Annotated in this window: 19 protein-coding genes; 13 read left to right on the forward strand and 6 right to left on the reverse strand. The window is 73.6% G+C overall.

Features of this window, described 5'->3' with window-relative positions; translation table 11 throughout:
• Positions 1-42 precede the first annotated feature (42 nt).
• The 8 genes from ACFQTY_RS02745 to ACFQTY_RS02780 all read left to right on the forward strand — a co-directional run bounded on the left by ACFQTY_RS02745 (position 43) and on the right by ACFQTY_RS02780 (position 9,852).
• The gene (locus ACFQTY_RS02745; RefSeq protein WP_378096945.1) at positions 43-333 is read left to right on the forward strand and encodes a ferrous iron transport protein A; all 291 of its coding nucleotides are present in this window, start codon (positions 43-45) and stop codon (positions 331-333) included.
• A complete protein-coding gene (feoB, locus tag ACFQTY_RS02750; protein WP_378096948.1) occupies positions 330-2,534 on the forward strand; it encodes a ferrous iron transport protein B in 2,205 nt (734 codons plus the stop codon). Before ACFQTY_RS02745 ends, feoB begins: the two co-directional genes overlap by 4 nt.
• The gene (locus ACFQTY_RS02755) at positions 2,534-2,776 is read left to right on the forward strand and encodes a hypothetical protein (RefSeq protein ID WP_378096951.1); all 243 of its coding nucleotides are present in this window, start codon (positions 2,534-2,536) and stop codon (positions 2,774-2,776) included. The genes feoB and ACFQTY_RS02755 overlap by 1 nt, the downstream gene beginning before the upstream one ends.
• 365 nt (positions 2,777-3,141) lie before the next feature.
• Complete coding sequence (locus ACFQTY_RS02760) at positions 3,142-3,651, forward strand: DUF6318 family protein (protein ID WP_378096954.1); 510 nt, start codon at positions 3,142-3,144, stop codon at positions 3,649-3,651.
• Between the two features lie 131 nt (positions 3,652-3,782).
• The gene (locus ACFQTY_RS02765) at positions 3,783-4,556 is read left to right on the forward strand and encodes a hypothetical protein (RefSeq protein ID WP_378096957.1); all 774 of its coding nucleotides are present in this window, start codon (positions 3,783-3,785) and stop codon (positions 4,554-4,556) included.
• 70 nt (positions 4,557-4,626) lie between these two features.
• Positions 4,627-7,527, forward strand: coding sequence for an FAD-binding and (Fe-S)-binding domain-containing protein (locus ACFQTY_RS02770; RefSeq protein WP_378096960.1), 2,901 nt, complete (start codon positions 4,627-4,629; stop codon positions 7,525-7,527).
• A gap of 415 nt (positions 7,528-7,942) precedes the next feature.
• Complete coding sequence (locus tag ACFQTY_RS02775) at positions 7,943-8,251, forward strand: MTH1187 family thiamine-binding protein (RefSeq protein ID WP_378096963.1); 309 nt, start codon at positions 7,943-7,945, stop codon at positions 8,249-8,251.
• Positions 8,252-8,367: 116 nt separating this feature from the next.
• Positions 8,368-9,852 carry a hypothetical protein gene (locus ACFQTY_RS02780; RefSeq protein ID WP_378096966.1) on the forward strand — a complete coding sequence of 495 codons (1,485 nt, stop codon included), beginning with the start codon at positions 8,368-8,370 and terminating at the stop codon, positions 9,850-9,852.
• A 24-nt stretch (positions 9,853-9,876) separates the two neighbouring features.
• On the opposite strand, the gene ACFQTY_RS02785 is transcribed toward ACFQTY_RS02780, so the two are convergent.
• The 3 genes from ACFQTY_RS02785 to ACFQTY_RS02795 form a co-directional block, all read right to left on the reverse strand.
• A complete protein-coding gene (locus tag ACFQTY_RS02785; RefSeq protein WP_378096969.1) occupies positions 9,877-10,839 on the reverse strand; it encodes an alpha/beta hydrolase in 963 nt (320 codons plus the stop codon).
• The gene (locus tag ACFQTY_RS02790) at positions 10,836-11,804 is read right to left on the reverse strand and encodes a zinc-binding dehydrogenase (RefSeq protein ID WP_378096972.1); all 969 of its coding nucleotides are present in this window, start codon (positions 11,802-11,804) and stop codon (positions 10,836-10,838) included. Before ACFQTY_RS02790 ends, ACFQTY_RS02785 begins: the two co-directional genes overlap by 4 nt.
• A 99-nt stretch (positions 11,805-11,903) precedes the next feature.
• Entirely contained in the window at positions 11,904-12,635 is a 732-nt protein-coding gene (locus tag ACFQTY_RS02795; RefSeq protein WP_378096975.1) for a maleylpyruvate isomerase N-terminal domain-containing protein, read from the reverse strand.
• A gap of 234 nt (positions 12,636-12,869) precedes the next feature.
• On the opposite strand from ACFQTY_RS02795, the gene ACFQTY_RS02800 reads away from it, so the two are divergent.
• Positions 12,870-14,603 carry an ABC transporter ATP-binding protein gene (locus ACFQTY_RS02800; RefSeq protein ID WP_378096978.1) on the forward strand — a complete coding sequence of 578 codons (1,734 nt, stop codon included), beginning with the start codon at positions 12,870-12,872 and terminating at the stop codon, positions 14,601-14,603.
• Positions 14,600-16,585: an ABC transporter ATP-binding protein gene (locus tag ACFQTY_RS02805; protein WP_291758313.1), complete on the forward strand. Its 1,986-nt coding sequence runs from the start codon at positions 14,600-14,602 to the stop codon at positions 16,583-16,585. The genes ACFQTY_RS02800 and ACFQTY_RS02805 overlap by 4 nt, the downstream gene beginning before the upstream one ends.
• A 204-nt stretch (positions 16,586-16,789) precedes the next feature.
• Here ACFQTY_RS02805 and ACFQTY_RS02810 read toward each other — a convergent pair whose 3' ends face one another.
• Together ACFQTY_RS02810 and ACFQTY_RS02815 are read right to left on the reverse strand one after the other, a co-directional pair.
• Positions 16,790-18,022 (reverse strand): homoserine O-acetyltransferase, encoded by a 1,233-nt coding sequence (locus ACFQTY_RS02810; protein ID WP_378096982.1) that lies wholly within the window; start codon positions 18,020-18,022, stop codon positions 16,790-16,792.
• A gap of 4 nt (positions 18,023-18,026) precedes the next feature.
• A complete protein-coding gene (locus ACFQTY_RS02815) occupies positions 18,027-19,346 on the reverse strand; it encodes a bifunctional o-acetylhomoserine/o-acetylserine sulfhydrylase (RefSeq protein ID WP_378096985.1) in 1,320 nt (439 codons plus the stop codon).
• A gap of 376 nt (positions 19,347-19,722) precedes the next feature.
• Between ACFQTY_RS02815 and ACFQTY_RS02820 the strand changes: the two genes are divergently transcribed.
• Positions 19,723-22,017 carry a putative bifunctional diguanylate cyclase/phosphodiesterase gene (locus tag ACFQTY_RS02820; protein WP_378096988.1) on the forward strand — a complete coding sequence of 765 codons (2,295 nt, stop codon included), beginning with the start codon at positions 19,723-19,725 and terminating at the stop codon, positions 22,015-22,017.
• Positions 22,018-22,206: 189 nt separating this feature from the next.
• A complete protein-coding gene (locus ACFQTY_RS02825; RefSeq protein WP_378096991.1) occupies positions 22,207-23,598 on the forward strand; it encodes an NlpC/P60 family protein in 1,392 nt (463 codons plus the stop codon).
• A gap of 92 nt (positions 23,599-23,690) precedes the next feature.
• Here ACFQTY_RS02825 and ACFQTY_RS02830 read toward each other — a convergent pair whose 3' ends face one another.
• A complete protein-coding gene (locus tag ACFQTY_RS02830; RefSeq protein WP_263732407.1) occupies positions 23,691-24,188 on the reverse strand; it encodes an inorganic diphosphatase in 498 nt (165 codons plus the stop codon).
• 196 nt (positions 24,189-24,384) lie between these two features.
• On the opposite strand from ACFQTY_RS02830, the gene dacB reads away from it, so the two are divergent.
• Entirely contained in the window at positions 24,385-25,809 is a 1,425-nt protein-coding gene (gene dacB, locus ACFQTY_RS02835; protein ID WP_378096995.1) for a D-alanyl-D-alanine carboxypeptidase/D-alanyl-D-alanine-endopeptidase, read from the forward strand.
• Positions 25,810-25,829 lie beyond the last annotated feature (20 nt).

Genomic DNA, 25,829 nt, shown 5'->3' on the forward strand with positions numbered 1-25,829 from the left:
ACTGTCCTATGAGGCAAGGCAACCCTTAGTTAGCGTGAGGGTATGGAGCTGGGAGCCTGCCGGGCCGGGACGGTCGCGCGGATCGTGCGGGTGGACGTCGACCCCGCCGCACGCCTCCGCTTCGGTGAGCTCGGCCTGCGCGCCGGGGCGTTGGTGCAGGTCACGCACGACGTCGGGGCACAGGGCCGGGTGGTCGCAGTCGGCGCCGACCGGTTCGCGCTGGACTCGGCGACGTGCGCGCGGATCACCGTCGAGCCGGTGACGGCCGGCGCGCCCGTGGCCGTCCCTGCACCGACCGGCTCGGGATACGTCACCTCGGCGGCGGCCCGATGAGCTGCCACGAGCCGTCCGACGTCGCCACGCTGGCGGCACGCCGCGGTACGGGGGACACCGGGCCCGGCACCCGGCAGGCGACCGTCGCCCTGGTCGGCAGCCCCAACGTCGGCAAGTCGACCCTGTTCAACGCGGTCACCGGCTCCCGCCAGCAGGTGGTCAACGCCCCCGGCACCACCGTCGAGCTGGCCACCGGTCCGTGGCGGGCAGCCGGTGCGCTGCTCGTCGACCTGCCGGGCGCGTACAGCCTGCTGGCGCGCACGCCCGACGAGCAGGTGACGGCCGACGCCGTCGCGGGCTCCGGGCCGCTCGGCACCCTCGACCTGGTGGTGGTGCTGGCCGACGCCTCGGCGCTGGCTCGGTCCCTGTACCTCGTCGGGCAGGTGGCCCGTGCCGGGATGCCCGTGCTGGTGGGGCTGACCATGCGGGACGTGGCCGCCGCCCGCGGCGTGGACGTCGACCCGGAGGCACTCGCGACGGCGCTCGGCGTGCCGGTGGTCGGTCTCGACCCGCGGACCGGCGCGGGGGTGGACGCCCTGGTCGGCGCGGTGCGGTCGGCACTCGACGGGCCGCCCGTCGGGCTCGTCGTGCGCCCTGGTGCGTCGCACAGGGCGGGGCCGGGCGCGACCGGGCCCGACGACCTCGGGCCCGACGACCTCGCGCCGGACGACCTCAGGCCGGATGACCTCGGGCCCGTCGACGTCGCGCCGGACGACCTCGCGCTCGACGACCTCGCGCTCGACGACGACCTCGACCCGCGGCTGGCCGAGGCGGCCGAGCTGTTCGAGTGGGTCGAGCAGGTGCTCGCTCGGCTCGCACCGTCGGACGGCTCTGCAGCCGTTGGCGACGGCGCACGGTCGGGCGCGGCGGCCGGTGCCGTCCGCACGTGGTCGGACCGGGTGGACGCCTGGCTGCTGCGGCCCTGGGTCGGCGTGCCGGTGCTGCTCGCCGTGATGTGGGGCTTGTTCCAGCTGGCCACCACGGCGGCCGCCCCGCTGATGGACGGCGTCAACAACCTCGTCGTCGGGTGGTTCGGCGGACTGCTGCACGGCTGGCTCGGCGGCGCACCGCCGTGGGTCGGCGGGTTCGTCGTCGACGGCCTACTCGCCGGGGTCGCCACGGTCCTGTCCTTCGCGCCCCTCATGGCGCTGATGTTCGTCGCCGTCGCACTGCTGGAGGACTCCGGCTACCTGGCCCGTGCGGCGTTCGTCGCCGATCGCGCGATGCGGGCGCTCGGACTCGACGGCCGAGCCGTGCTGCCGCTCGTCGTCGGCTTCGGCTGCAACGTCGCCGCCCTGTCGGCCACCCGCACCCTGCCGCACGCGCGCCAGCGGCTGCTGTCCGGCCTGCTGATCCCGTTCACCAGCTGCACGGCGCGGCTGACCGTGTACCTGATGCTCGCCGGGGCGTTCTTCCCCGGCCACGCCGGCCTCGCCGTGCTGGCGATGTACCTGCTGTCGGCCCTGCTGGTGATCGGCATCGGCCTGCTGCTGCGCCGCACGGCGTTCCGCGACCTGCGTCGCGAGCCGTTCGTGCTGGCGCTGCCCGCCTACCAGCGGCCCCGCCTGCGGGCGATCGCCACGTCCGCCTGGGTCCGCGTCCGGGCCTTCGTCACCAAGGCCGGGACCATCATCGTGATCACCCTGTCCGCGGTGTGGGTGCTGATGGCCATCCCGGCGACGTCCGGGTACTCGGTGGCGCAGGTGCCGGTGGCGGACAGCGTGTACGGGCGGGTCGCGGCCGGCATCGCGCCGGTGTTCGCGCCGGCCGGGTTCGACGACTGGCACGCCTCCTCGGCGCTGATGACGGGCTTCGTCGCCAAGGAGGTGGTCGTCGGCTCGATGGCGCAGACGTATGCCGTCGCCGACCCGACGAGCGTCAGCGCGTCGACGACGGCCTCGTCCGGCACGTCGTCGTCGGGCGCCTCGTCGTCCGGCGTCCCCTCGGCGACGTCGGGCGGCGACCTGGGCGCGCAGCTGCGCGCGACCTTCGACCGGACCTCGGGCGGCGCCCCGCAGTCGGCGGCGTTCGCCTTCATGGTGTTCGTGCTGGCCTACACGCCGTGCCTCGCGACGGTCGCCGAGCAGCGCCGGCTGTTCGGATCGCGCTGGACCGCGGTGTCCGTCGGCAGCTCGCTGGTGATCGCCTGGCTGCTCGCGGTGGCGGCCTTCCAGCTCGGCTCCCGGTTGGTGGGCGCCTGATGAGCGTGCTGACGCAGGTGCTGCGCGAGACCGGCCGCGGCCTGCCGCCCCAGCGGGTCGCCGCGGTGCTCGGTGTGGACGAGGGGCTGGTGCACGCGGCTCTCGACCATGCGGAGCGGATCGGCCTGGTGCTGCGCGCCGGGGGAGAGTCGACGGGGCGGACTGCCGCGCCGTGCGGCACCGGCTGCCGCACGGCCACCGTCAACCCGTTGGCCTGCGCCGGCTGCCCGTTCGCCCGCTGACGCCCGCCCCGCGGGTCGTCGGCCACCCACGTCCTCGGCCAACCGTGTCCTCGGCCCGGGCCCTCGAGCCGAGAAGAGCACTTCGCACCCAGGTGAGCAGTGCGAACTGCTCGTCTGGATGCAAAGCGCTCAGCTCGCGGTGGCGCATCCGCCGTCTCGCCGGAGCGTGGTCCACAGAACCGGGTGAATCGCCCACCGTGACTGGTGTCAACCAGTACATTCCGGGCATGCCCCCAGGTTCTCGTCCGCTCGCGCGTGCGCTCGTCACGGTCCTGCTGGTCGGGGCGGCCCTCGCGGGCTGCGCCCCAGGTGGCCCTGACGGTCCGCCTCGTGAGGCTCCCTGGGGCACTACGACGACCCCGACCGTGTCGTCGGTCGCCACGCCGACTTCCACACCCACACCCACGGTGCTGTCCGCGCTTGGGCCGCTGCCCGACGGTGTCGCACCCGCACGACCCGCCGCGCTGGATCAGCCGCCGACCCTCGAGGGGGCCAAGGCTGTCGCCACCTATTTCGTCCTCGTCTACTCCTACGCCTACCAAACCGGCGATCTCAAGCCGTGGAACACCCTCGTTGACCCGCGGTGTGTCTTCTGCGAGAGCGTCAGGTCCAATGTGGAGACAGAGAAGACACTCGGCCGTCACCTCGTCGGCGGTGCCATCTCTGTGACGTCCGCCACCGGGACGGAGGTCACCGTCGGTAGGTTCTTCGATCTGACGTTGACTCTCAACGAGGCTCCGTCGAGGACGATCGACCAGTCGGGCACAGCGTTCAGCGAAACATCCGGTGACGATCTCAAAGCCAACGTCATCGTCACCTACGACGGCAACTGGCATATCCGCGAGCTCTCTACCAAAGTCCGCGCCTCAGCATGATCCAGGCTATCGGCGCCGCGATTGCAGTATCCGCCAGCATTGCTGTCGGCGGTTTAGCCGCAAGCTCGAACTTCGGTGGCGAAGCGTCGGGCGACACCATCGTGTTGTCAGAATGGGAAGCGCAGCAGGCCATGGCTGCCGCACGGAGGGTGGCGCCGGACCAGCTCCTCGTCCGGTACATGAGGGCGCCGATGTGCGATGCCGCGACCGACGGGGCGCCGACCCCTGGCGCAGCGGTCGGCGAGGTGATCGGCGGTGACCCGGGGCTGCCGGGCTGTTCGGCGAACAATGCGACCCTGCACCCGCTGGTCTGCGACGCCGGAGAGCCGACGTTGCCGGTGTGGCGCCAGGCCCGCCCTGCGGCCACTGTCCCGTGGACCGGCCTGCCGTGGCAGCTGGTCCGCGGCTACGGCTGCCCGGAGGACGTCGTCCCGCCCATGACGGCCGAGGACTTCCGTCGTCTGCCGTTGCCCGCGCCGACCTTGAACGTCCAGCCGGCCCGCGCCTGGGTGCTGGTCAACAAGGAGACGATCGTCTACACCGACCCCGCTGTAGTGCACCTGACGACGGACCTGCTCGGGTATCCCATGGAGGTCGAGGCCACCCCCAGCCGGTTCACCTACGACTTCGGTGACGGGTCGGCGCCACTGGCCACCACCAGCCCCGGCGCACCGTGGCCGCACCAGGACACCAGCCACGTCTACCGGCAGCTCGGCACCCGGACCATCACCCTCACCACCACCTGGACGGGCCGGTACCGCGTGGTCGGCACCACCGTCTGGCACGACGTCGCCGGCACGGCCACCACCACCGCGACCAGCGCCCCCTTCCAGGTCCAGGAGCTGCGCGCCCACCTCGTCGCCGGAACCTGCACCGAGCACCCGGACGACCCGGGCTGCAGCTGATACCCCACGCGGTTGACCGCTCAGCGGGCACGCCGTCCGTCGGCTGTCGCGCGATGCGAGACTGCCAGCCGTGGCCACCGCGACTGCGACCGACGCCCTCGTCGCCGGGCTCCGCTCGGCGGTGCGCGGCGAGGTCGACGACTCCGCCCGCCGTCGCGCCGAGTTCTCCACCGACGCCTCGAACTACCGCGTCGTGCCGCGCGTCGTCGTCTTCCCGCACGACGAGGACGACGCCCTCGCCGCACTGACCGTCGCCCGCGAGCTCGGGATCCCGGTCACGTCCCGCGGCGCCGGCACCTCGGTGGCGGGCAACGCGATCGGCCCCGGCGTGGTGCTCGACTGGTCCCGCCACGTCAACCGCGTGCTCGAGCTGGACCCGGAGGCTCGCACCGCCCGAATCCAACCCGGCACCATCATGGCGACCCTCCAGCGCGAGGCGGCGCCGCACGGCCTGCGGTTCGGCCCCGACCCCTCGACGTGGACCCGCGCCACCCTCGGCGGGATGATCGGCAACAACGCCTGCGGCCCCCATGCCGTCGCGTACGGCCGGACCAGCGACAACGTGCACAGCCTCGACGTGGTGGACGGAACCGGTCGGCGGTTCACCGCAGGGGCCGGTGCCGGTGCGCTCGACGCGGTCCCCGGCCTCGATGCCCTGGTCAGAGCCAACCTGTCGACCATCCGGACCGAGCTGGGCCGCTTCGGCCGCCAGGTGTCCGGCTACTCGCTCGAGCACCTGCTGCCCGAGCGGGGCACCGACCTGGCCAAGGCGCTGGTCGGCACCGAGGGGACGGTGGTGACGGTGCTCGGGGCCACCGTCCGGCTCGTGCCGACGGCCGCGGCACCCGTGCTTGTGGTGCTCGGCTACCCGGACATGGCGGTCGCGGCCGACGACGTCCCGGCGCTGCTGGCCCACGCGCCGCTGGCGATCGAGGGGATGGACGCCCGGCTGGTCGACGTGGTCCGGCGTGTCCGCGGCGCCGCCGCCGTACCGGACCTGCCGGAGGGCGGCGGCTGGCTGTTCGTCGAGGTGGGCGGCGAGACGCTGGACGAGGCGCTGTCGACGGCTCGCGCGCTCGCAGCCGATGCCGCCACCGGCGCCGTCGGCCTGTTCCCGCCCGGCCCGGAGGCGACCGCGATGTGGCGCATCCGCGCCGACGGCGCGGGTCTGGCCGGCCGCACCGCGTCCGGCGCACAGGCGTGGCCCGGCTTCGAGGACTCCGCGGTCCCGCCCGAGCACCTCGGCACCTACCTGCGCGAGCTGTCCGCGCTGATGCAGCGGCACGACGTGGACGGCATGGCCTACGGCCACTTCGGCGACGGCTGCGTGCACCTGCGTCTGGACATGCCCCTGGAGCACTCCGGCGCGCCGCTGCGGTCGTTCATGGAGGACGCCGCGGCCCTGGTCGCGTCCCACGGCGGCTCCCTGTCCGGCGAGCACGGAGACGGCCGGGCCCGCTCCGAGCTGCTGCCGGTGATGTACTCGCCGGCGGCCATCGGCCTGTTCGAGCAGTTCAAGGCGCTGCTCGACCCGAAGGACCGGCTCAACCCGGGCGTGCTGGTCCACCCCCGACCGATCGATGCCGACCTCCGGCGACCGGCGGCCCAACGCCTGGGTGCGGTCGGCTTCTCCTTCGCGCACGACGACGGCGACCTGACCACAGCCGTGCACCGCTGCGTCGGCGTCGGCAAGTGCCGGGCGGACAACACGGCGGCCGGCGACTTCATGTGCCCCAGCTACCAGGCGACGCACGACGAGAAGGACACCACCCGCGGCCGCGCCCGCGTGCTGCAGGAGCTGGCCAACGGCCGTCTCGTCTCCCGCGGCTGGTCGGCACCGGAGGTCCGCGAGTCCCTCGACCTGTGCCTGGCGTGCAAGGCGTGCTCGTCCGACTGCCCGGCCGGCGTCGACATGGCTCAGTACAAGTCCGAGGTGCTGCACCGGGCCTACCGGCACAGGCTGCGGCCGGTGTCGCACTACGTGCTCGGCTGGCTGCCCCGCTGGACCCGGCTGGTCACCGCCGTCCCGGGGGTCTCGTCCCTGGTCAACGCCGCGCTCCGGATCCGCCCCCTGGCTCGGACCGTCCTGCGCGCAGGTGGCATGGACCCCCGACGGCAGATGGTGACCTTCGCCGACCGGCCGTTCCGGGCGTGGGCCCGCGCCGAGGGTCGCGACCAGGTGGTCGTCGCCGGCACGCCTCCGCCGGCCGAGCGGGTGGCCCGTCGTCCGCGCGTCCTGCTGTGGACCGACTCGTTCAGCGACTCGCTGGCCCCCGACGTCCCGCGCGCGGCCGTCGCCGTGCTGCGCGGCGCCGGGTACGAGGTGATCGTTCCGGACCACGACGCGTGCTGCGGCCTGACGTGGATCACCACCGGGCAGCTCGACGGCGCCAAGGACCGCCTGCGCCACCTGCTCGGCGTGCTGGCGCCGTTCGCGGTGAACGGCATCCCGATCGTCGGCCTGGAGCCGAGCTGCACGGCGGTGCTGCGGTCCGACCTGCAGGACCTGCTTCCCGACGACCCCCGCGCCGCCGCCGTCGCTCGCGCCACCCACACGCTGGCCGAGCTGCTCACGGCACCGGCGCCGATCGGACCCGGGGACCGCTGGACGGTGCCCGACCTCTCCGACGTCACCGCGGTCGTCCAGCCGCACTGCCACCACCACGCGGTGATGACCTGGACCGCCGACCGCACCCTGCTGCGCGAGGCCGGTGCCCAGTTCTCGGAGCTGGCGGGCTGCTGCGGCCTGGCGGGCAACTTCGGCATGGAGGCCGGTCACTACGACGTCTCCGTCGCGGTCGCCGAGCACGCCCTGCTGCCGGCCCTGCGCGCCGCCGCTCCCGGCGACGTCTACCTGGCCGACGGTTTCTCCTGCCGCACCCAGGCCGACCACCTCGCCGGTGTCCAGGGCGTCCACCTCGCCCAGCTCCTCGCCTCCCACCTCCCCGCGAGCACCCACGCCGACGCCTGACCCACCACCCGCGGAGCACGGCGCCGCGTGAGGTCGCCGCGCGCGGGGGCGGCCGGCGCGGGCAGGACCGCCGCGTGTACGAGGCGACCGGTGTGCGGGGGGACCGGCGTGCGTGGGGGCGGCGACTGTCCTTCACCTGGCGGCGGGGTCGACATCGCGCTCTCCCCGGCGCCGTCGCGGTTCGACGGGGGCGGGTCCACGGTCGGTACGTCGCCCGGTCGTCGGCTGTCCCGGGCGAGGAGCGCCTCGGCCACCATCGCCACCAGATCGGGATCGTCCGGGATCCGCGGATCCCTCCGGTAGCGCTCCGGGTCCTCGGCGATCAGCGCCAGCTGGAGCCTCAAGCGTGAGAAGCGGGTCGTCGGCACTCCGTCGGTGGGTGGACGGCTGGGGGTCGGCGGGGGAGGGTGGGGACATGCTCGTCGCCTTCTCCGTCTCCCCGATGGACACCGGGGACTCCGTGTCGCACGCCGTGGCCGAGGCCGTCCGGGTGGTCCGCGAGTCGGGGCTGCCCAACCGGACCGACTCCATGTTCACCACCATCGAGGGGGAGTGGGACGAGGTGATGGACGTGGTGAAGCGCGCGACCGAGGCCGCCGGGCGCGGGGCCGGCCGGGTGGCGCTGGTGCTGAAGGCCGACATCCGGCCGGGGCACAGCGGCGAGATCGACGGCAAGGTGGCACGTGTCGAGCGGCTGCTCGGCGACGCCGGCACCGCGGGCTGACACGAGGTGGAGCGGCTGCTCGGCGAGGGCGGCACCGCGGGCTGACACGGGACGGCTCCGTCGGCCGAGATTCCCTCGGACGGAGCAGCGTCGCGCCCCGGCCGGGGCAGGGTGCTGTGGGATCCTTGGCCGACGCCGTGGCGGACGGTGAGAAGGGCCCCGGGGCGATGCCGATCTTCGAGATGGACGACGGGCGCGCGCGCCTGCTGCAGCCGATGCAGCCACTGGCGTCCTCGTTCGTCACCGAGCTGCGGGGGCTGCTCAACGAGCACCTGCCGGTGGTCGTCGGCGAACCGCTGTTCCGCGTGCGGTCCCGGGCCGTGCTGCCCGAGCACGCCGACGGGCCCGAGCTCCTGGCGCTCGACGCGGCCGGCAACCCCGTGCTGGTCGAGGCGATGCAGGTGGTGGACGACGACGCCCTGGTCACGCTGCTCCGCCATGCCGGCACCGCGGCACGGCTGACCGCCGGCGACCTCGCCCGCGCCTACCACGCCGACCCCACCCGGTTCACCGTCGACTACGCGGGCTTCCGCGAGCAGGTGTCGTTCCACCCCTCCACCACCGACCGCCCGCACGTGCGCGTGGTGCTGCTGTGCGCCGAGGTCGCGGCCGAGACGGCCGATGCGCTCGGCGCGCTGCGAGCGGCCGATACCCGCGTCACCGTGCTCCAGGTCGGTGTGATGCGCGGCTCCGACGACCGCCGCCTGCTGGACGTGTCCCCGCTGGCGGTGCACGAGCGGGAGCGTCGGCCTGTCGAGCCGACGGCGCTGCGCCTGGTCCGTGCGGCGGCCGGCGGGGTGCCGGACGAGCGGCTCGGCGGCGGGGGCGAGTGGTCGGCGCCCGTCCGGGAGGACCGGGTGTCGACGGCGCCGATCCCCACCCCGCACGAGACGCCGCTGCCGGCCGAGACAGCGCTGCCGGCCCAGACAGCGCTGCCGCCCGAGACCGCGCTCCCGACGGAGACCGCGCTCCCGACGGTGCCGGCCGTGCCTGCGCGCGTGACGTCGCACCGGGCACCGGCGGACCCCACCAGCATCGACCTGTCGTTCCCCACGGATCCGGCGCTGCGGTACGCCGGCGCTCCGGCTCCGGCTCCGGCTCCGGCTCCGTCTCCGGCTCCGGCTCCGTCGGCCGGCGTGACGACGTCGTCCCCTGCCGGTCTCGCCACCGCGGGCGCCGCACCCGCCGGTCGCGAGCGGCCCGCACCGCCGGCGTACGCACCGGTGGAACCACCCGCACCTCGCCTCGAGGCGCCGCCGGAGTTCCTGCCGGTGGGCGGCGACGCACGGCCGTCCGTCGCGGCGTCGGCGCCCCGCAGCCCCGAGCTGCCCGACCGGCAGTGGCCCGTGCCCGAGCTGACCAGCCTGGCCAAGCGCCGGCAGGCGGTGACGCTGCTGGTGTGGGTGCGTGAGCGGCGTGGGCAACGGTTCGAGGCGATGCTGCGCGCCGACGGGTTGATCCAGCTGCCCGACGGGTCGGTGTTCGCCGACCCGGACACCGCGGCAGCGCGCGCTGCCGGCGTCGACGGGCTGGTCGACGGGTGGCGTGCCTGGCGCCTCGGCGTCGGTGGTCCCACGCTGGCCGACGCCGCCGGTCGCTGAGGTCGTCGGTCGCTGAGGTCCCGGTCAGGACCAGCCGTAGGCCGCGAGCCAGCGGTCGATCTCCGCGTAGAACCGCGCACGGACCGGTGGTGCGGAGAGCGTGAGGTCGTGCAGCCCGTCGGCGATGCGGACGACGGTCACCACGGGACCGAGCTGCACCGCGCGGCGCGCGACCAGCTCGACGTCCAGCACCACGTCCGACCGGCGCATGTCCTCGCTCCAGCGCGGGCTGATCACCGTCCGGGCCGAGGCGAGCGTGAGGATCGGCGCGGGGATGTGCAGCCCGCGGGCGACGGCGGCGTGGCCGACGATGATCGCGTTCAGCCAGCCGGCACGGACCGGGAACGACGGCACCGGCCGCCAGGTGTCGTCGTACTCCCACTCGCCGTCGGGCGCCCGCAGGGTCCGGGCGTAGTAGCCGGGGTCGATGCTCGGCAGGGGCGTCTTGGGCTGGTACCGCGCGAGGCGGCCGATCGCGGGCGCCGAGATGTGCCGCACCACGGACGAGCCCTGCAGCTCCAGCCAGGGGCTGTTCAGCACCAGCCCGGCCAGCGCCTCGGGATGCCGCTCGGCCCACAGGGCGGCGACCAGCCCACCGGTCGAGTGCGCCATCACCATGATCCGGGCCGCGTCCCCGTGGTCGGCGCGCAGCACGGCGAGCGCTGTCTCGAGGTCCTCGTCGTACACCCGCAGGTCGTCGACGTAGCCGGGCGTCTGGTGCTCACGCAGCGAGCGCCCGTACTTGCGCAGGTCGAGGGCGTAGAACGCGGCGCCGGTCGCGTGCCAGAACCGCGCGAGCTCCGTCTGGAAGAAGTAGTCCGACCAGCCGTGCAGGTAGAGCACCACGCGCGACGGCCGCACCGGCTCCTCGGTCGGCGGCGCGTAGCGGACCAGGGTGGCGACCACGTCGCCCTCGTCGTCCGGCGTCAGGTGCAGCGTGCGCGCCTCGAACCCGTCGCCCAGGACGTCGGGGAGCCAGCGGCTCACGGGGTCACGACGATCTTGCCGAACTGACCCCCGCCCGCCAGCCGTGCCAGCGCGTCCGTCGCCTGGGTCAGCGGGTACGTGCGGTCGATCACCGGGCGGACGCCGGTGCGGGCGCAGAACGCCGCGAGGCGGCCCAGCTCGTCACGCGACCCCATGGTCGCGCCGACCACGGAGATCTCCTGGAAGAACAGCCGGTTGATGTCCATCCGGGCGGGTTCACCGGTGGTGGCGCCGACGACGACCACCGTGCCGCCCGGCTTCACCGACCGCATGGTGTGGGCCCACGTCGCCGCGCCGACCGTCTCGAGCACGAGGTCCACCCGACCGATCCGTGCGCCCGTCTCCACCGCCTCGGCCGCACCGAGCTGCAGCGCGCGCTCCCGCTTGCCGGCGTCGCGGCTGGTCACCACCATCTCCAGCCCGGCGGCCGAGCCGAGCAGCACCGCGGCCGTCGCCACCCCGCCGCCCGCGCCCTGCACCAGCACCCGCTGGCCGGGCGTCGCACCACCGCTGCGGAACAGCGACCGGTAGGCCGTCAGGTACGCCGTCGGCAGGCAGGCGGCGTGCTCCCAGGACAGGTCGGCCGGCTTGTCCACCAGGTTGGCCGTCGGGACGAGGAGCTGTTCCGCGAGCGTGCCCTGGTAGCGCTCGGAGAGCAGGCTGCGGGGCTCGTCGGCCGGCACCGCCTGACCGGTGGGCGCGTGCGGCCCGCCGATCACGCCGTGCACGATCACCTCGCGCCCGTCCGGGGTGGTCCCGGCGGCGTCCGTGCCGAGGATCATCGGCAGCCGCTCCGCCGGCAGGCCGACGCCGCGCAGCGACCACAGGTCGTGGTGGTTCAGTGCCGCCGCCCTGACGGTCACCACGGTCCAGCCGTCGCGCGGCTGCGGGTCGGGACGCTCCCCGACCTCGAGGGCGGTCAGCGGGTCGTCGGCGTCGGACCGGGCGGCGTACGCGGCGAGCATGGGTGTCACCGTAGCGGCGGCCGCGAGGCGCCCACGGGCCCGAGGCGCGCCGGCTCCGGGGTGAGCCGGGTCCGGGGTGAGCCGGGACCGGGCAGGACGTCAGAGCAGCGGCAGCATCCGGCCGAGGTCGGGCACCGCGTCGGACGCGAAGCGGGGGCGCAGCGCGCGGGTGAGCGTGTCGACGTCGTACGGGACCCGGCCGGCTGCCAGCCGGAGCCACGTCCGCGCGTCCGCGACCTCGAGGTCCCAGCCGCCGCGCGCGACGACGATGTCGAGCAGCTCCTCGGCCACCAGGTGCAGCGCGACCGGGTCCACGGGGTCGGGCACGGCGTCGGCGCCGCGGACGCGGCGGACCGAGCGCAGCAGGTCGTCCGCGTGGACGACCAGCTCGAGGATGCGGGACACCAGCATCGTGCTCAGCAGCACCGGGGCGCGGCGGCCCTGCACGACCACGTCGTCGGGCCCCAGCGACTCCGCCTCGTGCAGCGCGGCCGTCGCACGGGCGTCCGCCCACTGCAGCGGGGCGTCCTCGATCTGCCGCGCGATGATCCGGGCGGTCTCGGCGACCTCTTCGGCACGGTCAGGGTAGCTGCCGAGGTACTCCGCGAACGTGGCCGGCACCGTCGTCGGCTCGGCCGGGACGCAGACGGCCAGGGCATCCATGGCGCGGGCGAGGTGCGCGACGAGCTCGGCGACCGTCCACCCGGGCAGCACCGACGGCTCTCCCTGCACGTCGTCGCCGACCGCGTCCCCCACCCAGGTGCGGACGCGGCGCCACTGGCGGGCCAACGTGTCGGTGAGCAGGGCGATCTCGGTGGCGGGCAGCGGCATGACGACATGCTGCAGTCGACGGGCGGGGACCGCTCGCCGGGTCCGCCGACTGGGCAGATGTCCAGCATGGGTCGTGGACGGGCCCAGCACGGCGATCACGCCCAGGGCATAAGGGCTTGCGGCTGTGTCGGTGGGGTGTGGAACGCTGACGGCGAGCGTGAACGGGGGTCTCGCTGAGGTCCCCCGTCGTTCGCGGACACCTCAACCAGCCCACCGTTTCCACTGGAGACACCCGTGCTCGCACGACTGCTGTGGCGCTACCTGCGCCCGTACCGACCGCTGCTCGCGGGCGTGCTGGTCTTCCAGCTGGCGTCCGCCCTGGCGATGCTCTACCTGCCCAGCCTCAACGCCGACGTGATCGACAAGGGCGTGGCTGCGGGCGACACCGGCTACATCTGGCGCACCGGCGGCTTCATGCTCGCCGTGTCGTTGGGCCAGATCGTGGCGGCGATCATCGCGACGTACCTCGCGGCGCGCGCGTCGATGCAGCTGGGGCGGGACATCCGCGACGAGGTGTACCACCAGGTCAGCGGCTTCTCCGAGCGCGAGATCTCCCAGTTCGGCGCCGGGTCGCTGATCACCCGCAACACCAACGACGTCCAGCAGGTGCAGATGCTGGCGATGATGGGCTCGACGATGCTGGTCAGCGCCCCGCTGCTGGCGATCGGCGGGATCGTGATGGCCCTGCGGCAGGATGTCGGGCTGTCCTGGATCATCGCGGTCGCCGTGCCCGCGCTGCTGATCATCGCCGGGCTGGTGATCAGCCGGATGGTCCCGCTGTTCCGGTCCTACCAGCTCAAGCTCGACGCCGTGAACCGCATCATGCGCGAGCAGCTGACCGGCGTGCGGGTGGTCCGGGCGTTCGTCCGCGAGACGATCGAGGCGGAGCGGTTCCGGCTGGCGAACACCGACATCATGATCGTCGGCCGCAAGATCGGTTCGCTGTTCGTCGCGCTGTTCCCGCTGGTGATGCTGGTGCTGAACGTCACCGTGATCGGCGTCATCTGGTTCGGCGGCATCAAGGTGAACGAGGGGCAGGTGCAGATCGGCACGCTGCTGGCGTTCATGCAGTACGTCGGTCAGATCCTCATGGGCGTCCTGATGGCGTCCTTCATGACCGTGATGCTGCCGCGCGCCGCCGTGTCCGCCGAGCGGATCAGCGAGGTGCTGGCCAGCCGTTCGACGCTGACGGAGGCGGCCGAGCCGGTGCACCAGCTGCCGACCCCGGGCGAGGTCGCGTTCACCGACGTGACGTTCTCCTACCCCGAGGCGGAGCACGCGGTGCTGTCCGGCATCTCGTTCACCGCCCGCCCCGGGCAGACCGTCGCCCTGATCGGCTCGACCGGTGCCGGCAAGACGACGCTGGTGTCGCTGATCCCCCGGCTGTTCGACGCGACGGGCGGCACGGTGCGGGTCGGCGGCGTCGACGTCCGGGACGCCGACATGGAGGCGCTCTGGTCGCAGATCGGCCTGGTGCCGCAGCGGCCCTTCCTGTTCGCGGGAACCGTGGCGTCGAACCTGCGGCTGGGCCGGGACGACGCGACCGACGCGGACCTGTGGAAGGCCCTGGAGATCGCCCAGGCGAGCGACTTCGTCGCGCAGATGGACGGCGGCCTCGACGCCCGCATCGCACAGGGCGGCACCAACGTGTCCGGCGGTCAGCGGCAGCGGCTCGCCATCGCCCGCGCGATCGTGCGGCGACCGGCCGTGCTGATCTTCGACGACTCGTTCTCGGCGCTGGACCTCGCCACCGACGCCCGCCTGCGGCAGGCGCTGTGGCGCGAGCTGCCTGAGGTCACCAAGATCGTCGTCGCCCAGCGCGTCTCCACGGTGACGGACGCCGACGCGATCCTCGTGCTCGAGGACGGGCACATCGCCGGTGCGGGCACCCACACCGAGCTGCTCGCCACCAACCAGACCTACCGCGAGATCGCGGAGTCCCAGCTCGCTGTGGGGGCCGGCGCATGAGCAACCAGACGTTGACCGAGGACGAGAAGCTCGAGATCGAGCTCGGTGAGCAGGCGCGGCTCGCGTCCGACACGTTCGGCGCCGCCGTCGCGCCGGGCAAGGCGGACCACTTCAAGGAGTCGTTCACCCGCATGCTGGGGCTGCTGGCCCCGTACAAGCTCGCGCTGGTCGCCGTCACGCTGATGGGCGCGGCCGGCGTGGTGCTGACGGTGCTCGCACCGCGGGTGCTCGGCCGGGCGACCGACGTGGTGTTCACCGGCTTCGTGTCCCGGCTGCTGCCGCCGGGGATGACGCAGGCCCAGGCGGTGGCCGGTCTGCACGCGCAGGGTCAGGACCGGCTGGCCGCGATGGTGGCGGCGATGGACCACCTGGTGCCGGGTGCCGGCGTCGACTTCGACCGGCTCGGCCGGCTGCTGCTGACGGTGCTGGCGCTGTACCTGGCGGGTGCGCTGCTGACCTGGGGCCAGGGCTTCGTCATCAACGTGGTGATGGTCCGGGCGATGTGGCGGCTGCGCGAGCAGGTCGAGGAGAAGATCAGCCGGCTGCCGCTGGCGTACTTCGACCGCGTGCAGCGTGGCGAGCTGATCTCCCGCGTCACCAACGACATCGACAACATCACGCAGACCATGCAGCAGTCGCTGTCCGGTGCGCTGACCTCGGTGCTGACCGTGATCGGCGTGCTGGTCATGATGTTCTCGATCAGCTGGAAGCTGGCGCTGGTCGCCCTGGTGTCCCTGCCGTTGATGGGCGTGATCTTCGGGATCATCGGGCCGCGCTCGCAGAAGGCGTTCGGCATCCAGTGGCGCAAGGTCGGTCGGCTGAACGCCCGCGTCGAGGAGTCGTTCTCCGGTCACGCGCTGGTCAAGGTGTTCGGCCGCCGCGCCGAGTTCCAGCAGCGGTTCCGGGCGGAGAACGAGGAGCTGTACCAGGCGTCGTTCTCGGCGCAGTTCCTCTCCGGGATCATCTGGCCGGGCATGTCGTTCGTCGGCAACCTGACGTACGTCGGCATCGCGGTGCTCGGCGGGCTGATGGTGGCCAACGGGTCGATGCGGCTGGGCAGCGTGCAGGCGTTCATCCAGTACGCGCAGATGTTCAGCCAGCCGCTGTCCCAGCTGGGTGGCATGGCCGCGGTGGTGCAGTCCGGCACCGCCTCCGCCGAGCGTGTGTTCCAGCTGCTCGACGAGGACGAGCAGAGCCCTGACACAGTCCCCGCACCGGCACCGGCCGACGGTGACGGCACCATCGAGTTCGAGCACGTGCACTTCTCCTACAGCCCCGACCAGCCGCTGATCGAGGACCTGTCGTTCACCGTGCACCCCGGCCAGACGGTCGCCATCGTCGGTCCGACCGGTGCCGGCAAGACGACGCTGGTGAACCTGCTGATGCGGTTCTACGAGCTGGACGGCGGACGAATCCTGGTCAACGGCCAGGACATCGCCACGCTGACCAGGCACGACGCCCGCGCACGCACCGGCATGGTGCTGCAGGACCCGTGGCTGTTCGCCGGCACCATCACCGAGAACATCCGGTACGGGCGGCAGTCCGCCACGGACGAGGAGGTGCTGGAGGCCGCGCGGGCGACCTACGTCGACCGGTTCGTGCACTCGCTGCCGCACGGGTACGACACGGTGCTCGAGGAGGACGCCGCCAACCTGTCGGCAGGGGAGAAGCAGCTGCTGACGATCGCGCGGGCGTTCGTCGCGCAGCCGTCCGTGCTGATCCTGGACGAGGCGACGTCCTCGGTGGACACCCGCACCGAGCGGCTGCTGCAGCGGGCGATGGCCACGCTGCGCGAGGGGCGGACGTCGTTCGTCATCGCCCACCGCCTGTCCACCATCCGCGACGCGGATCTCATCCTCGTGATGGAGCACGGCGCGATCGTCGAGCAGGGCACGCACGACGAGCTGATCACCGCCATGGGTGCGTACTACCGGCTGTACCAGTCGCAGTTCGCGGGGGCGGCGGTGGAGGCGGACGCCTGATCCGGCCTCGGCCTGGCAGTCGTTCGGACGCGCCCGGCCCGGCTGCCCTTTCGCGGTGTACGCCCCGTGTACGTACATCGGGCGTACACCGCGAAATGTCTCTCCGGGACTGGGACGAGGCCGCGACCGGGACGAGAGTCCGAGTCAGTTCCGGGGTCGGGGCCGGGGCCCGTGTGAGGCCGCCGGTCTGGTGCGCGGTACGGATCAGCGCACGCGGACGTCGTCGCCGAGGAAGTCCGCGACGAGCGCGCCGACCTGGTCCTCCTCGATGAGGAACCCGTCGTGCCCGTACTCGGAGCGGACGTACCGCACCGGGCCCGCGCCGCGGATGCCGGCGGCGATCCGCTCGGACTGCGCCGGCGTGAACAGGCGGTCGGAGTCGACGGCCACCACCAGGGCACGCGCGGTCACGCCGGCGAGGGCCGCCTCGACCCCGCCGCGGTCGCGGCCGAGGTCGTGGGTGATCATCGTGCGGGTCAGCGTCACGTAGGTGTTCGCGTCGAACCGCCGCGCCAGCTTGTCGCCGTGGTGGTCGAGGTACGACTGGACGGCGAACCGGCCGCCCTCGAGCGGCTCCTCACCGCCCTGCGGGATCCGGCCGAACCGCTCGTCGAGCTCCCGCGCCGACCGGTAGGTCTGGTGCGCGATCTGCCGGGCGATGCCCAGGCCGACGTGCGGCCCGGCGCCGTCGGCTGCGTCGTAGTAGTCGCCGCCGCGGTACCCCGGGTCGGCGGTGATCGCCGCGAGCTGGGTGTGGAAGCCGGCGATCTGGTCGCCGGAGGTCTGGGCACAGGTGGCGATCGCCCCGACGGCCGCCACGCGCTCGCGCGCGGACACGGCCCACTCGAGCGCCCGGTGGCCGCCCATCGACCCGCCGATCACCAGGGCCCACTGGTCGATGCCGAGCAGGTCGGCGAGCCGCACCTCGGCGGCGACCTGGTCGCGGACCGTGAGCAGCGGGAACCGGCTGCCCCACGGCCGGCCGTCGGGCGCGAGCGATGCCGGACCCGTGGAGCCCTGGCACCCGCCGAGCACGTTCGGCGCGACGACGAAGTACCGGTCGGTGTCGATCGGGGCACCGGGGCCGATCAGGGAGGACCACCAGCCCTCGGTCGGGTGGCCGGCGCCGGCCGGACCGGTGACGTGGGAGTCGCCGGTCAGCGCGTGCAGCACCAGCACCGCGTTGTCGCCCGACGGCGACAGGGTGCCCCACGTCTCGTAGGCGAGCCGGACGGCCGGCAGCCGGCCACCGGACTCGAGCGCGAACGGCCCGAGGTCGGCGAACCGGCGGTTGCCGACCGGGTCACCCTCGCGCCAGGCGGCCGTCGCGCGGACCGGCGGCCGCAGTGCCGGGGGGATCCGGCTGGTGGACGACGCCCGCCCGCCCGCCGACCGGTGGGCACGGTCGGCGGACGGGCGAGGCGTGTCGGCACACATGGGGTCAGGCGCCCTTCGCCGCGCGGAACCCCGCCTCGAGGTCGCCCAGGATGTCGTCGATGTGCTCGATGCCGACGGCGAGCCGGACCAGGCCCGGCGTCACGCCGGACAGCGCCTGCTCCTTGGGCGTCAGCTGGCTGTGCGTCGTTGACGCCGGGTGGATCACCAGCGACCGCACGTCGCCGATGTTCGCCACGTTCGAGTGCAGCTCCAGCGCGGAGACGAACGCCTTGCCGGCCTCGGCACCGCCCTCGATCTCGAACGCCAGCACCGCGCCGGCGCCGCGCGGCGCGTACTTCAGCTGGTTCGCGTGCCACGGCGAGGACTCGAGCCCGGCGTAGTGCACGCCCAGCACGTCCTCGCGGGCCTCGAGCCACTCGGCGACCTTCTGGGCGTTTGCCACGTGCCGCTCCACGCGCAGCGAGAGCGTCTCGATGCCCTGCGCGATGAGGAAGGCGTTGAACGGGCTGACCGCCGAGCCGAGGTCGCGCAGCAGGTGCACGCGGGCCTTGAGGATGTAGGAGAGGTTGACGCCGAACGCGCCGCCGACGCCCAGGTCCCGCGCGAACACCAGGCCGTTGTACGACGGGTCCGGGGTGTTGTAGTTGGGGAAGCGCTCGGGGTACTGCGCGTAGTCGAAGGACCCGCCGTCGACGATCACGCCGCCGATGGCCGAGCCGTGCCCGCCCAGGTACTTGGTGGCCGAGTGCACGACGACGTCGGCACCCCACTGCAGCGGGTTGATCAGGTACGGCGTGCCGACGGTGTTGTCCACGATCAGCGGGACGCCGTACTCGTGGGCGACACCGGCCACCGTCTCGATGTCCAGCACGTCGGACTTCGGGTTGGGGATCGTCTCGGCGTAGAAGAGCTTGGTGTTGGGGCGGATCGCCGCGCGCCACGACTCGGGGTCGTGCGGGTCGTCGACGAACGTCGTCTCGATTCCCAGCTTGGCCAGCGTGTAGTGCAGCAGGTTGTACGTGCCGCCGTAGAGCGACGGGCTGGCCACCACGTGGTCACCGGCCTCCGCGACGTTGAGGATCGCGAACGTCTCGGCAGCCTGGCCGGAGGCGACGAGCAGGGCGCCGACACCGCCCTCGAGCGAGGCGACCCGGTTCTCCACGACCTCCTGGGTCGGGTTGCCGATGCGGGTGTAGATCGGGCCGAGCTCCTTGAGCGCGAACCGGTCGGCGGCCTGCTGCGCCGAGTCGAACACGTAGGACGTGGTCTGGTAGATCGGCAGGGCGCGGGCGCCCGTCGTCGGGTCCGGCACCTGGCCGGCATGGATCTGGCGGGTCTCGAAGTTCCAGCTCTCGTTGCTCATCGTCGTGCTCGCTCCTGCTCTCGGTCCTGTCACAAGTCCTGCGGGTGGGTGGGCGACCCGGGACAGGGAGTGCAGCCGACGACCGTCCCGGGGTGGTGCTCGGGGGTGTGGCGCACGTGCGAGCCGAGGCTCGAGGCGGGGGAGCGTCCCAGAGGGGGCGCGACCGGCCCGCGGGCACAGCCGAACGTGCGCTGGTCAGCGACACATTCGGCGGGACATGGCAGGGAGCCTACGGGCACCGTCCCGGCTCGTGAAACCGACGTCTCATCATTCGGACCCCCACCGTCCACGGCGGACCGGGTGAACTCCGTCCCTGCGGCCCAACCTCACCTGGACAACCGTTCATCTGCCTGCCCGTCGGACCGATCTTGAAGACGTGGACCGGTGGTGGAAGGGCTACCTGCTGGTCGTCGCAACGTTGGCGACGGCCTGGGCCCTCGTGCCGTCCGTGCTCGCCCGGGACGTGCTGTACCAGGCGATCGGCCTGGTGTCGGTGGGGGCCGTCGTGCTGGGTGCGACCCTGCGGCAGTCGCGCTGCCACCGTGCCTGGTACGTCCTCGCGCTGGGCCAGCTGCTGCTGATCGTCGGCGACGGGATGTACGCCTGGTACCAGGACGTCCAGCACGTCGACCCGTTCCCGTCGCCGGCCGATGCGGTCTACCTCTCCGCGTACCCCGTGCTGGCCGTGTCCCTCCTGCTGCTGGCGCGGTGCCGCCGGACCGGCTGGGACCGCGCGGGCTGGGTCGACTCCGGCGTGGTGGTGGTCAGCCTGGGCCTGATCGCGTGGGTGGTCGTCGGCGCGCCGACCCTCGCCGCGCAGGGCTCGACGTTCCCCGCCCTGCTCTCCCTGGCGTACCCGCTCGCCGACCTGCTGCTGCTCGCGGTGGCGTCGCGGCTGTTCGTCGCCGGCGGCCACCGACCCTTCGCCTACCTGCTCCTGTTCGGCTCGCTGGCGACCCTGATGACGGCCGACGTGGCGTACACGCTGCTCGGCGCCGCGGCGTCGGCCGCGGACCGCTGGCTGGACGCCCTCTGGCTCACGTCCTACGCGCTGGCCGGTGCCGCCGCGCTGCACCGGTCCGCCCGTGCGGTGTCCCAACCGGCCGAGGGGCCGGCGACGATGTCGACGTGGCGCGTGGTGGGGCTGCTCGGCGCGCTGCTCGTCGCCCCCGGCATCGAGACCGTGGAGCACCTGAGGGGGCAGGAGTACGACACCTGGCCGCTGATCGCCGGCTACGCGGTGCTGACCGCCCTGGCCGTCATGCGGCTCCAGCTGGCGCTGGTCGACGCCAGGACGGCGGCGGCCGAGCGCGGCGTGGTCCTGGACCGGCTGGCGCACGAGGCGACGCACGACGCGCTGACGGGCGCGATGAACCGGGCGAGCACGCTCGTCGAGGTGGAGAAGGCGCTCGCCGGCGTGCGTCCCGGTGCGCCCGTCGGGCTGCTGTACGTCGACCTGGACCACTTCAAGCAGGTGAACGACACGTTCGGCCACGTGGTCGGCGACGAGGTGCTGCGCTCCGTGGTGGCCCGGATCCGCGAGGTCGTGCGACCCGAGGACGTCGTCGGCCGCATCGGCGGCGACGAGATCGTCGTGCTGGTGCGCGCGGTGCCGTCCCAGCGCCCCCTGGTCGACATGGCCAGCCGCATCGTCGCGGCGGTGGAGCGGCCGCTCCGGCTCGAGGGTCAGCCGCAGGCGCTGTGGCTGTCCGCCTCCGTCGGCGTCGCCTTCTCGCGCGAGGGGATGGTCGACCCGGACGACCTGGTGCGGGAGGCCGACGCCGGTGCGTACCAGGCGAAGGCCGAGGGCCGGGCGCGCGTCCAGGTGTTCGGCGAGGAGCTGCGCAAGGAGCTGATCGAGCGCGCCGACGCGGAGGCGGCCGTCCGGCACGCCCTGGTCGCCGGCGAGCTGGTGATGCACTACCAGCCGCTGCTCGAGCTGAGCAGCGGGTCGGTGGTCGGCTACGAGGCGCTGGCGCGGTGGCAGCGACCGGGCCGCGGCCTGCTGCCGCCCAGCGAGTTCATCCCGCTGGCCGAGAAGAGCTCGCTGATCTGCGACATCGGGCGGTGGGCGCTCTACGAGGCGACGGCGCAGGCCGCGGCGTGGGACCGCGAGGGTCGCCCGCACGTGCACATGTCGGTGAACATCTCCGGGCGGCACCTGATGTCCGCGGTGATCGTCGACGACGTGGTCGGCGCGTGCGTCGCGGCCGGGATCGCTCCCGAGCGGCTGGTGCTGGAGGTGACGGAGACGGTCCCGCTGAGCTCGCCGGTGATGCAGGCCCAGCTGACCACGCTGCGCCGGCTCGGTGTCGGCATCCACATCGACGACTTCGGCACCGGGTACACCTCGATCGGCCAGCTGCGGAACCTGCCTGCGTCCGCGCTGAAGATCGACCGCAGCCTGATCGCGCTGGACGACGCCGGCTCCCGCGAGCTGGTCGCCCTCGCCGTGCACGCCGCGCACAGCGCGGGCCTCCAGGTGGTCGCCGAGGGCGTGGAGACGGCGGCCCAGATGGTGGCGCTGCGGGCGATGGGCTGCGACCTGGCGCAGGGCTTCCACATCGCCCGCCCGGCACCGGCGGACGAGGTCGCGGTGAGCCTGGGCGCGCGCTACCGGAGCGAGCTGGAGCCCGCGGTGTCCGATCCGTCCCGAACCACACCCATGTGACTTCTGATGCCCGTGTGACAGATGTTCACTTCTGGGATCTGCGCAGGTAGCGTGCGTGACGCACCCCCCGGAATGAGCACCGGTGCGCGGCCGCGCGGCCGCCACCAGATCGAGGCGAGACAGCCCGTGACACCCGCACCGCGGCCCCACCGAACCGCCCGGCGATCCCGCCTCGCGCTCACGTCCGCCGTGCTGGCGACCCTGCTCGTCCTCGTCGACCAGTCCGGCGCCCTGGCCGACCCGTCGCCGTCGCCCACGCCCCCGTCCGCCGCCGACGTGCAGAGCGCCCAGGCCGCCGTGCAGGCGGCCAAGGGGTCCGTCGCGCAGATGGAGGTGCGCCTCGCCGAGCTGTCGGTGGTCGGCGACCAGGCCGACGTCGCCGTGCAGGTGGCCGGCGAGAAGTACACCCAGGCGCTGTCCGACGCGCAGAACGCGCAGACGGCCGCCGACCAGGCCGCCCAGCGCTCCACGCAGGCGGCCGCCGACGCGGAGACCGCCCGGCGGGACCTCGTCGCGCTCGCCCGGCAGATGGCCCGGTCCGGCGGTGGCGCGGACCTGCTCGAGGCCGTGCTGTCCGCCGACGGCTTCCAGGACGTCGCGCAGCGCACCAGCACGCTGGCGCACCTGACGGGCAAGGCCGACGAGACGGTCCAGCGGTTCCGCGCCGCGACGCTCGTCGCCGACACCCTGCGCGACCATGCCGCGGCGGCCGCCACGGAGGCGTCGGCCGCCAAGGACACCGCCCAGCAGGCGCTCGACGCCGCGCAGAAGGCGTCCGACGACGCACAGACGCAGATCGCTGCGGCCTCGACCGAGCGGGACCAGCTGATCAACGCCCTGGCTGTCGCGCAGCAGACGTCGGCCACCGTGGAGCGCGCCCGCCAGGACGCGCTCGACGCCGCTCGTCAGCAGCGGGAGAACGCCGCCGCGCAGGCCGTCCGCATGGCCCCGGCGGCTGGGTCGACGAGCACGACGTCCACCCCGCCGGCCGGCGGCACCACGGCACCACCGGCCACCACGACGCCGCCGGCCGGCACAGGCTCGGGCGGTACGTCGGGCGGTACGTCGGGCGGCACCACCGCCCCTCCCGTCACCACGCCACCGGTGACGACGCCTCCCGTGACGGCCCCGGTCACCAACCCGGTGACCCCGCCGCCCGCCCCGCCGACCAGCGATCGCTACGGCCTCGGCACCGGTGTGTCCCGCGGGTCGGCCGGTCAGGGTCAGGCGGCCGTGTCCTGGGCCGAGGGCCAGATCGGGCTGCCGTACATCTGGGGCGGCGTCGGGCCCGACGGCTTCGACTGCTCAGGCCTGACGATGAAGGCGTGGTCCGCGGCGGGCGTCGGGATCAACCGCACCGCGGCCGACCAGTACAAGCAGGTCCTCAAGATCAGCTACTCGAGCATGCGCCCCGGTGACCTGATCTTCTGGGCCGACGACACCACCGACGCCAGCTCGATCTACCACGTGGCGATGTTCATCGGCGGCGGGCAGATGGTGGAGGCCGCCAGGCCTGGCGTGCCGATCCGGATCACCTCGATCCGCTGGTCGGGCACCATGCCGTTCGCCGGCCGCCCCTGACGCGCCGCCCGCGCGGCAGCGCGCACGAACGACGAAGGCCCGCACCCACCGTCCGGTGGTGCGGGCCTTCGAGCGCTCGTCGTGCGGGTGCGTCAGTGCGCGTAGTACCCCGCGTCGATCGCCCGCTGGCGCGACCGCTCGATCTCGGCCTCCGCGTCGGCACGGCCCACCCAGTGGGCGCCCTCCACGGACTTGCCGGGCTCCAGGTCCTTGTAGACCTCGAAGAAGTGCTGGATCTCCAGGCGGTGGAAGTCCGACACGTCGTCGATGTCCTGCCGCCAGGCGGCGCGCTGGTCGCCCATCGGCACGCACAGCACCTTGTCGTCGCCGCCCGCCTCGTCGCGCATGCGGAACATGCCGAGCGCGCGGCACCGGATCAGGCAGCCCGGGAAGGTCGGCTCCTCGAGCAGCACCAGGGCGTCGAGCGGGTCGCCGTCCTCGCCGAGGGTGCCCTCGATGAAGCCGTAGTCGTCGGGGTACCGGGTCGAGGTGAAGAGCATGCGGTCCAGGCGGATACGGCCGGTCGCGTGGTCGACCTCGTACTTGTTGCGCTGTCCCTTGGGGATCTCGATCGTGACGTCGAACTCCACAGCTCTCCTCCGCGCGCGCCCGGCGGCAGGCGCTGGTTCGTAGTCGGTGCACAAGTCGTCGCGCGGCGCCGTGGCGCCCCGGCTCTAGGACAGTAGTCTGACGCACCGGCGGCGGGCAGCCCGCCCCGAGGCGCGGTGCCGTGGCAGCGGCCGTGACCGCTGCCGTGACTGCGGCGTACGGGAGCAACGGGAGAGCATGGCCAGGACGGCTCGGGTGGTGGGCACCAGCATCCTGGTGGTGGTCCTCGCCGGAGCCGCGTACGTGACGGCCGACGCGTACGACGTGGTGCCGGGCGTGCTGACCCTGGCCCCGCCGGGGCCGACCGCCTCGCCGTTCCCCGTCGCCCCCGGTGCCCTGCTGCCGGTGGCGATCCCGGCGTCCCTCGCACCGCTCCGCGCCCTGGACACCGGGGCCCCCGTGCCGTCGACGGCCGCCGTGCAGGCCGCGGTGAACGCGTTCGCCGCCGACCCGCGGGTGGGGCCCAGCGTGGGGGTCCTGGTCACGGACGCCGCGAGCGGCGACGTCATCGCGGAGCACGACTCGGCGAGCCCGCACGTGCCGGCGTCCACCGCCAAGCTGGTCACGGCTGCCGCAGCCCTCGGCACCCTGGACCCGGCGTCGACGCTGCCGACCCGGGTCGTCGCCGGCGCCGGCGGCTCCATCGTGCTGGTCGGCGGCGGGGACATGCTGCTCGCGCCGGGCGCGGGCGACCCGAACGCGGTCGACGGGCACGCCGGCCTGGGCGACCTGGCGGCGCAGGTGGCCCGCGACCTCAAGCTGGCCGGGACGACGACGGTCCACCTGTCGGTGGACGACTCGCTGTTCAGCGGTCCGGCGACGTCCCCCGGCTGGGACCCGAGCTACCTGTCCGAGGGGTTCGTCGCCCCGGTGACGCCGATCGCGGTGCACGACGCACGGGTGCACCCCGAGGTCGAGTACTCGGTCCGCTTCCCGGACCCCACGATGAACGCCGCCAACGTCCTGGCCCAGCGGCTGACGGAGGCGGGCATCACGGTGCAGGGGGCGCCGTCCCGCGGCACCGCGCCGGCCAACGGCCGGGTGCTGGGGGAGGTGCGGTCGGCACGGCTGGACCAGGTGGTCGGCTACTTCCTGGACAGCTCGGACAACACGATCACCGAGGTGGTGTCGCGCCTGGTCGCGCTGCACCAGACGCTGCCGGGCAGCTTCGAGGGCGGCACCCAGGCGGTGCTGCACGCCGTCTCGACGCTGGGCGTGGACGTCAACGGCGCGCACCTGGTCGACGCCTCCGGTCTGGCGGCCGGCTCGGCGCTGCCGCCGACCCTGCTGGTGCGGCTGCTCAAGCTCATGGTCGACGGTTCGCACCCGGCCCTCACGGAGGTCGCCACGCAGCTGCCGATCGCCGGCCTGACCGGCACCCTGTTCGACCGGTTCACGCAGAGCGACGCGCGCGGCCTGGTGCGCGCCAAGACGGGCAGCCTGCCGAACGTGACCTCGCTGGCCGGCACGGTGATCACCGCCGACGGGCGCCAGCTGCTGTTCGCGGTGCTGGCCGACCAGACCGGTGCCGTGGGGCAGGACCCGCCGCGCCGGGCGCTCGACACCTTCGTCAGCGGCCTCGCGGCGTGCGGCTGTCGCTGACGCGGTCCCGGCCGGCCCGG

It is taken from the genome of Cellulomonas sp. T2.31MG-18 (assembly GCF_964266755.1).
Taxonomy (GTDB): Bacteria; Actinomycetota; Actinomycetes; order Actinomycetales; family Cellulomonadaceae; genus Cellulomonas.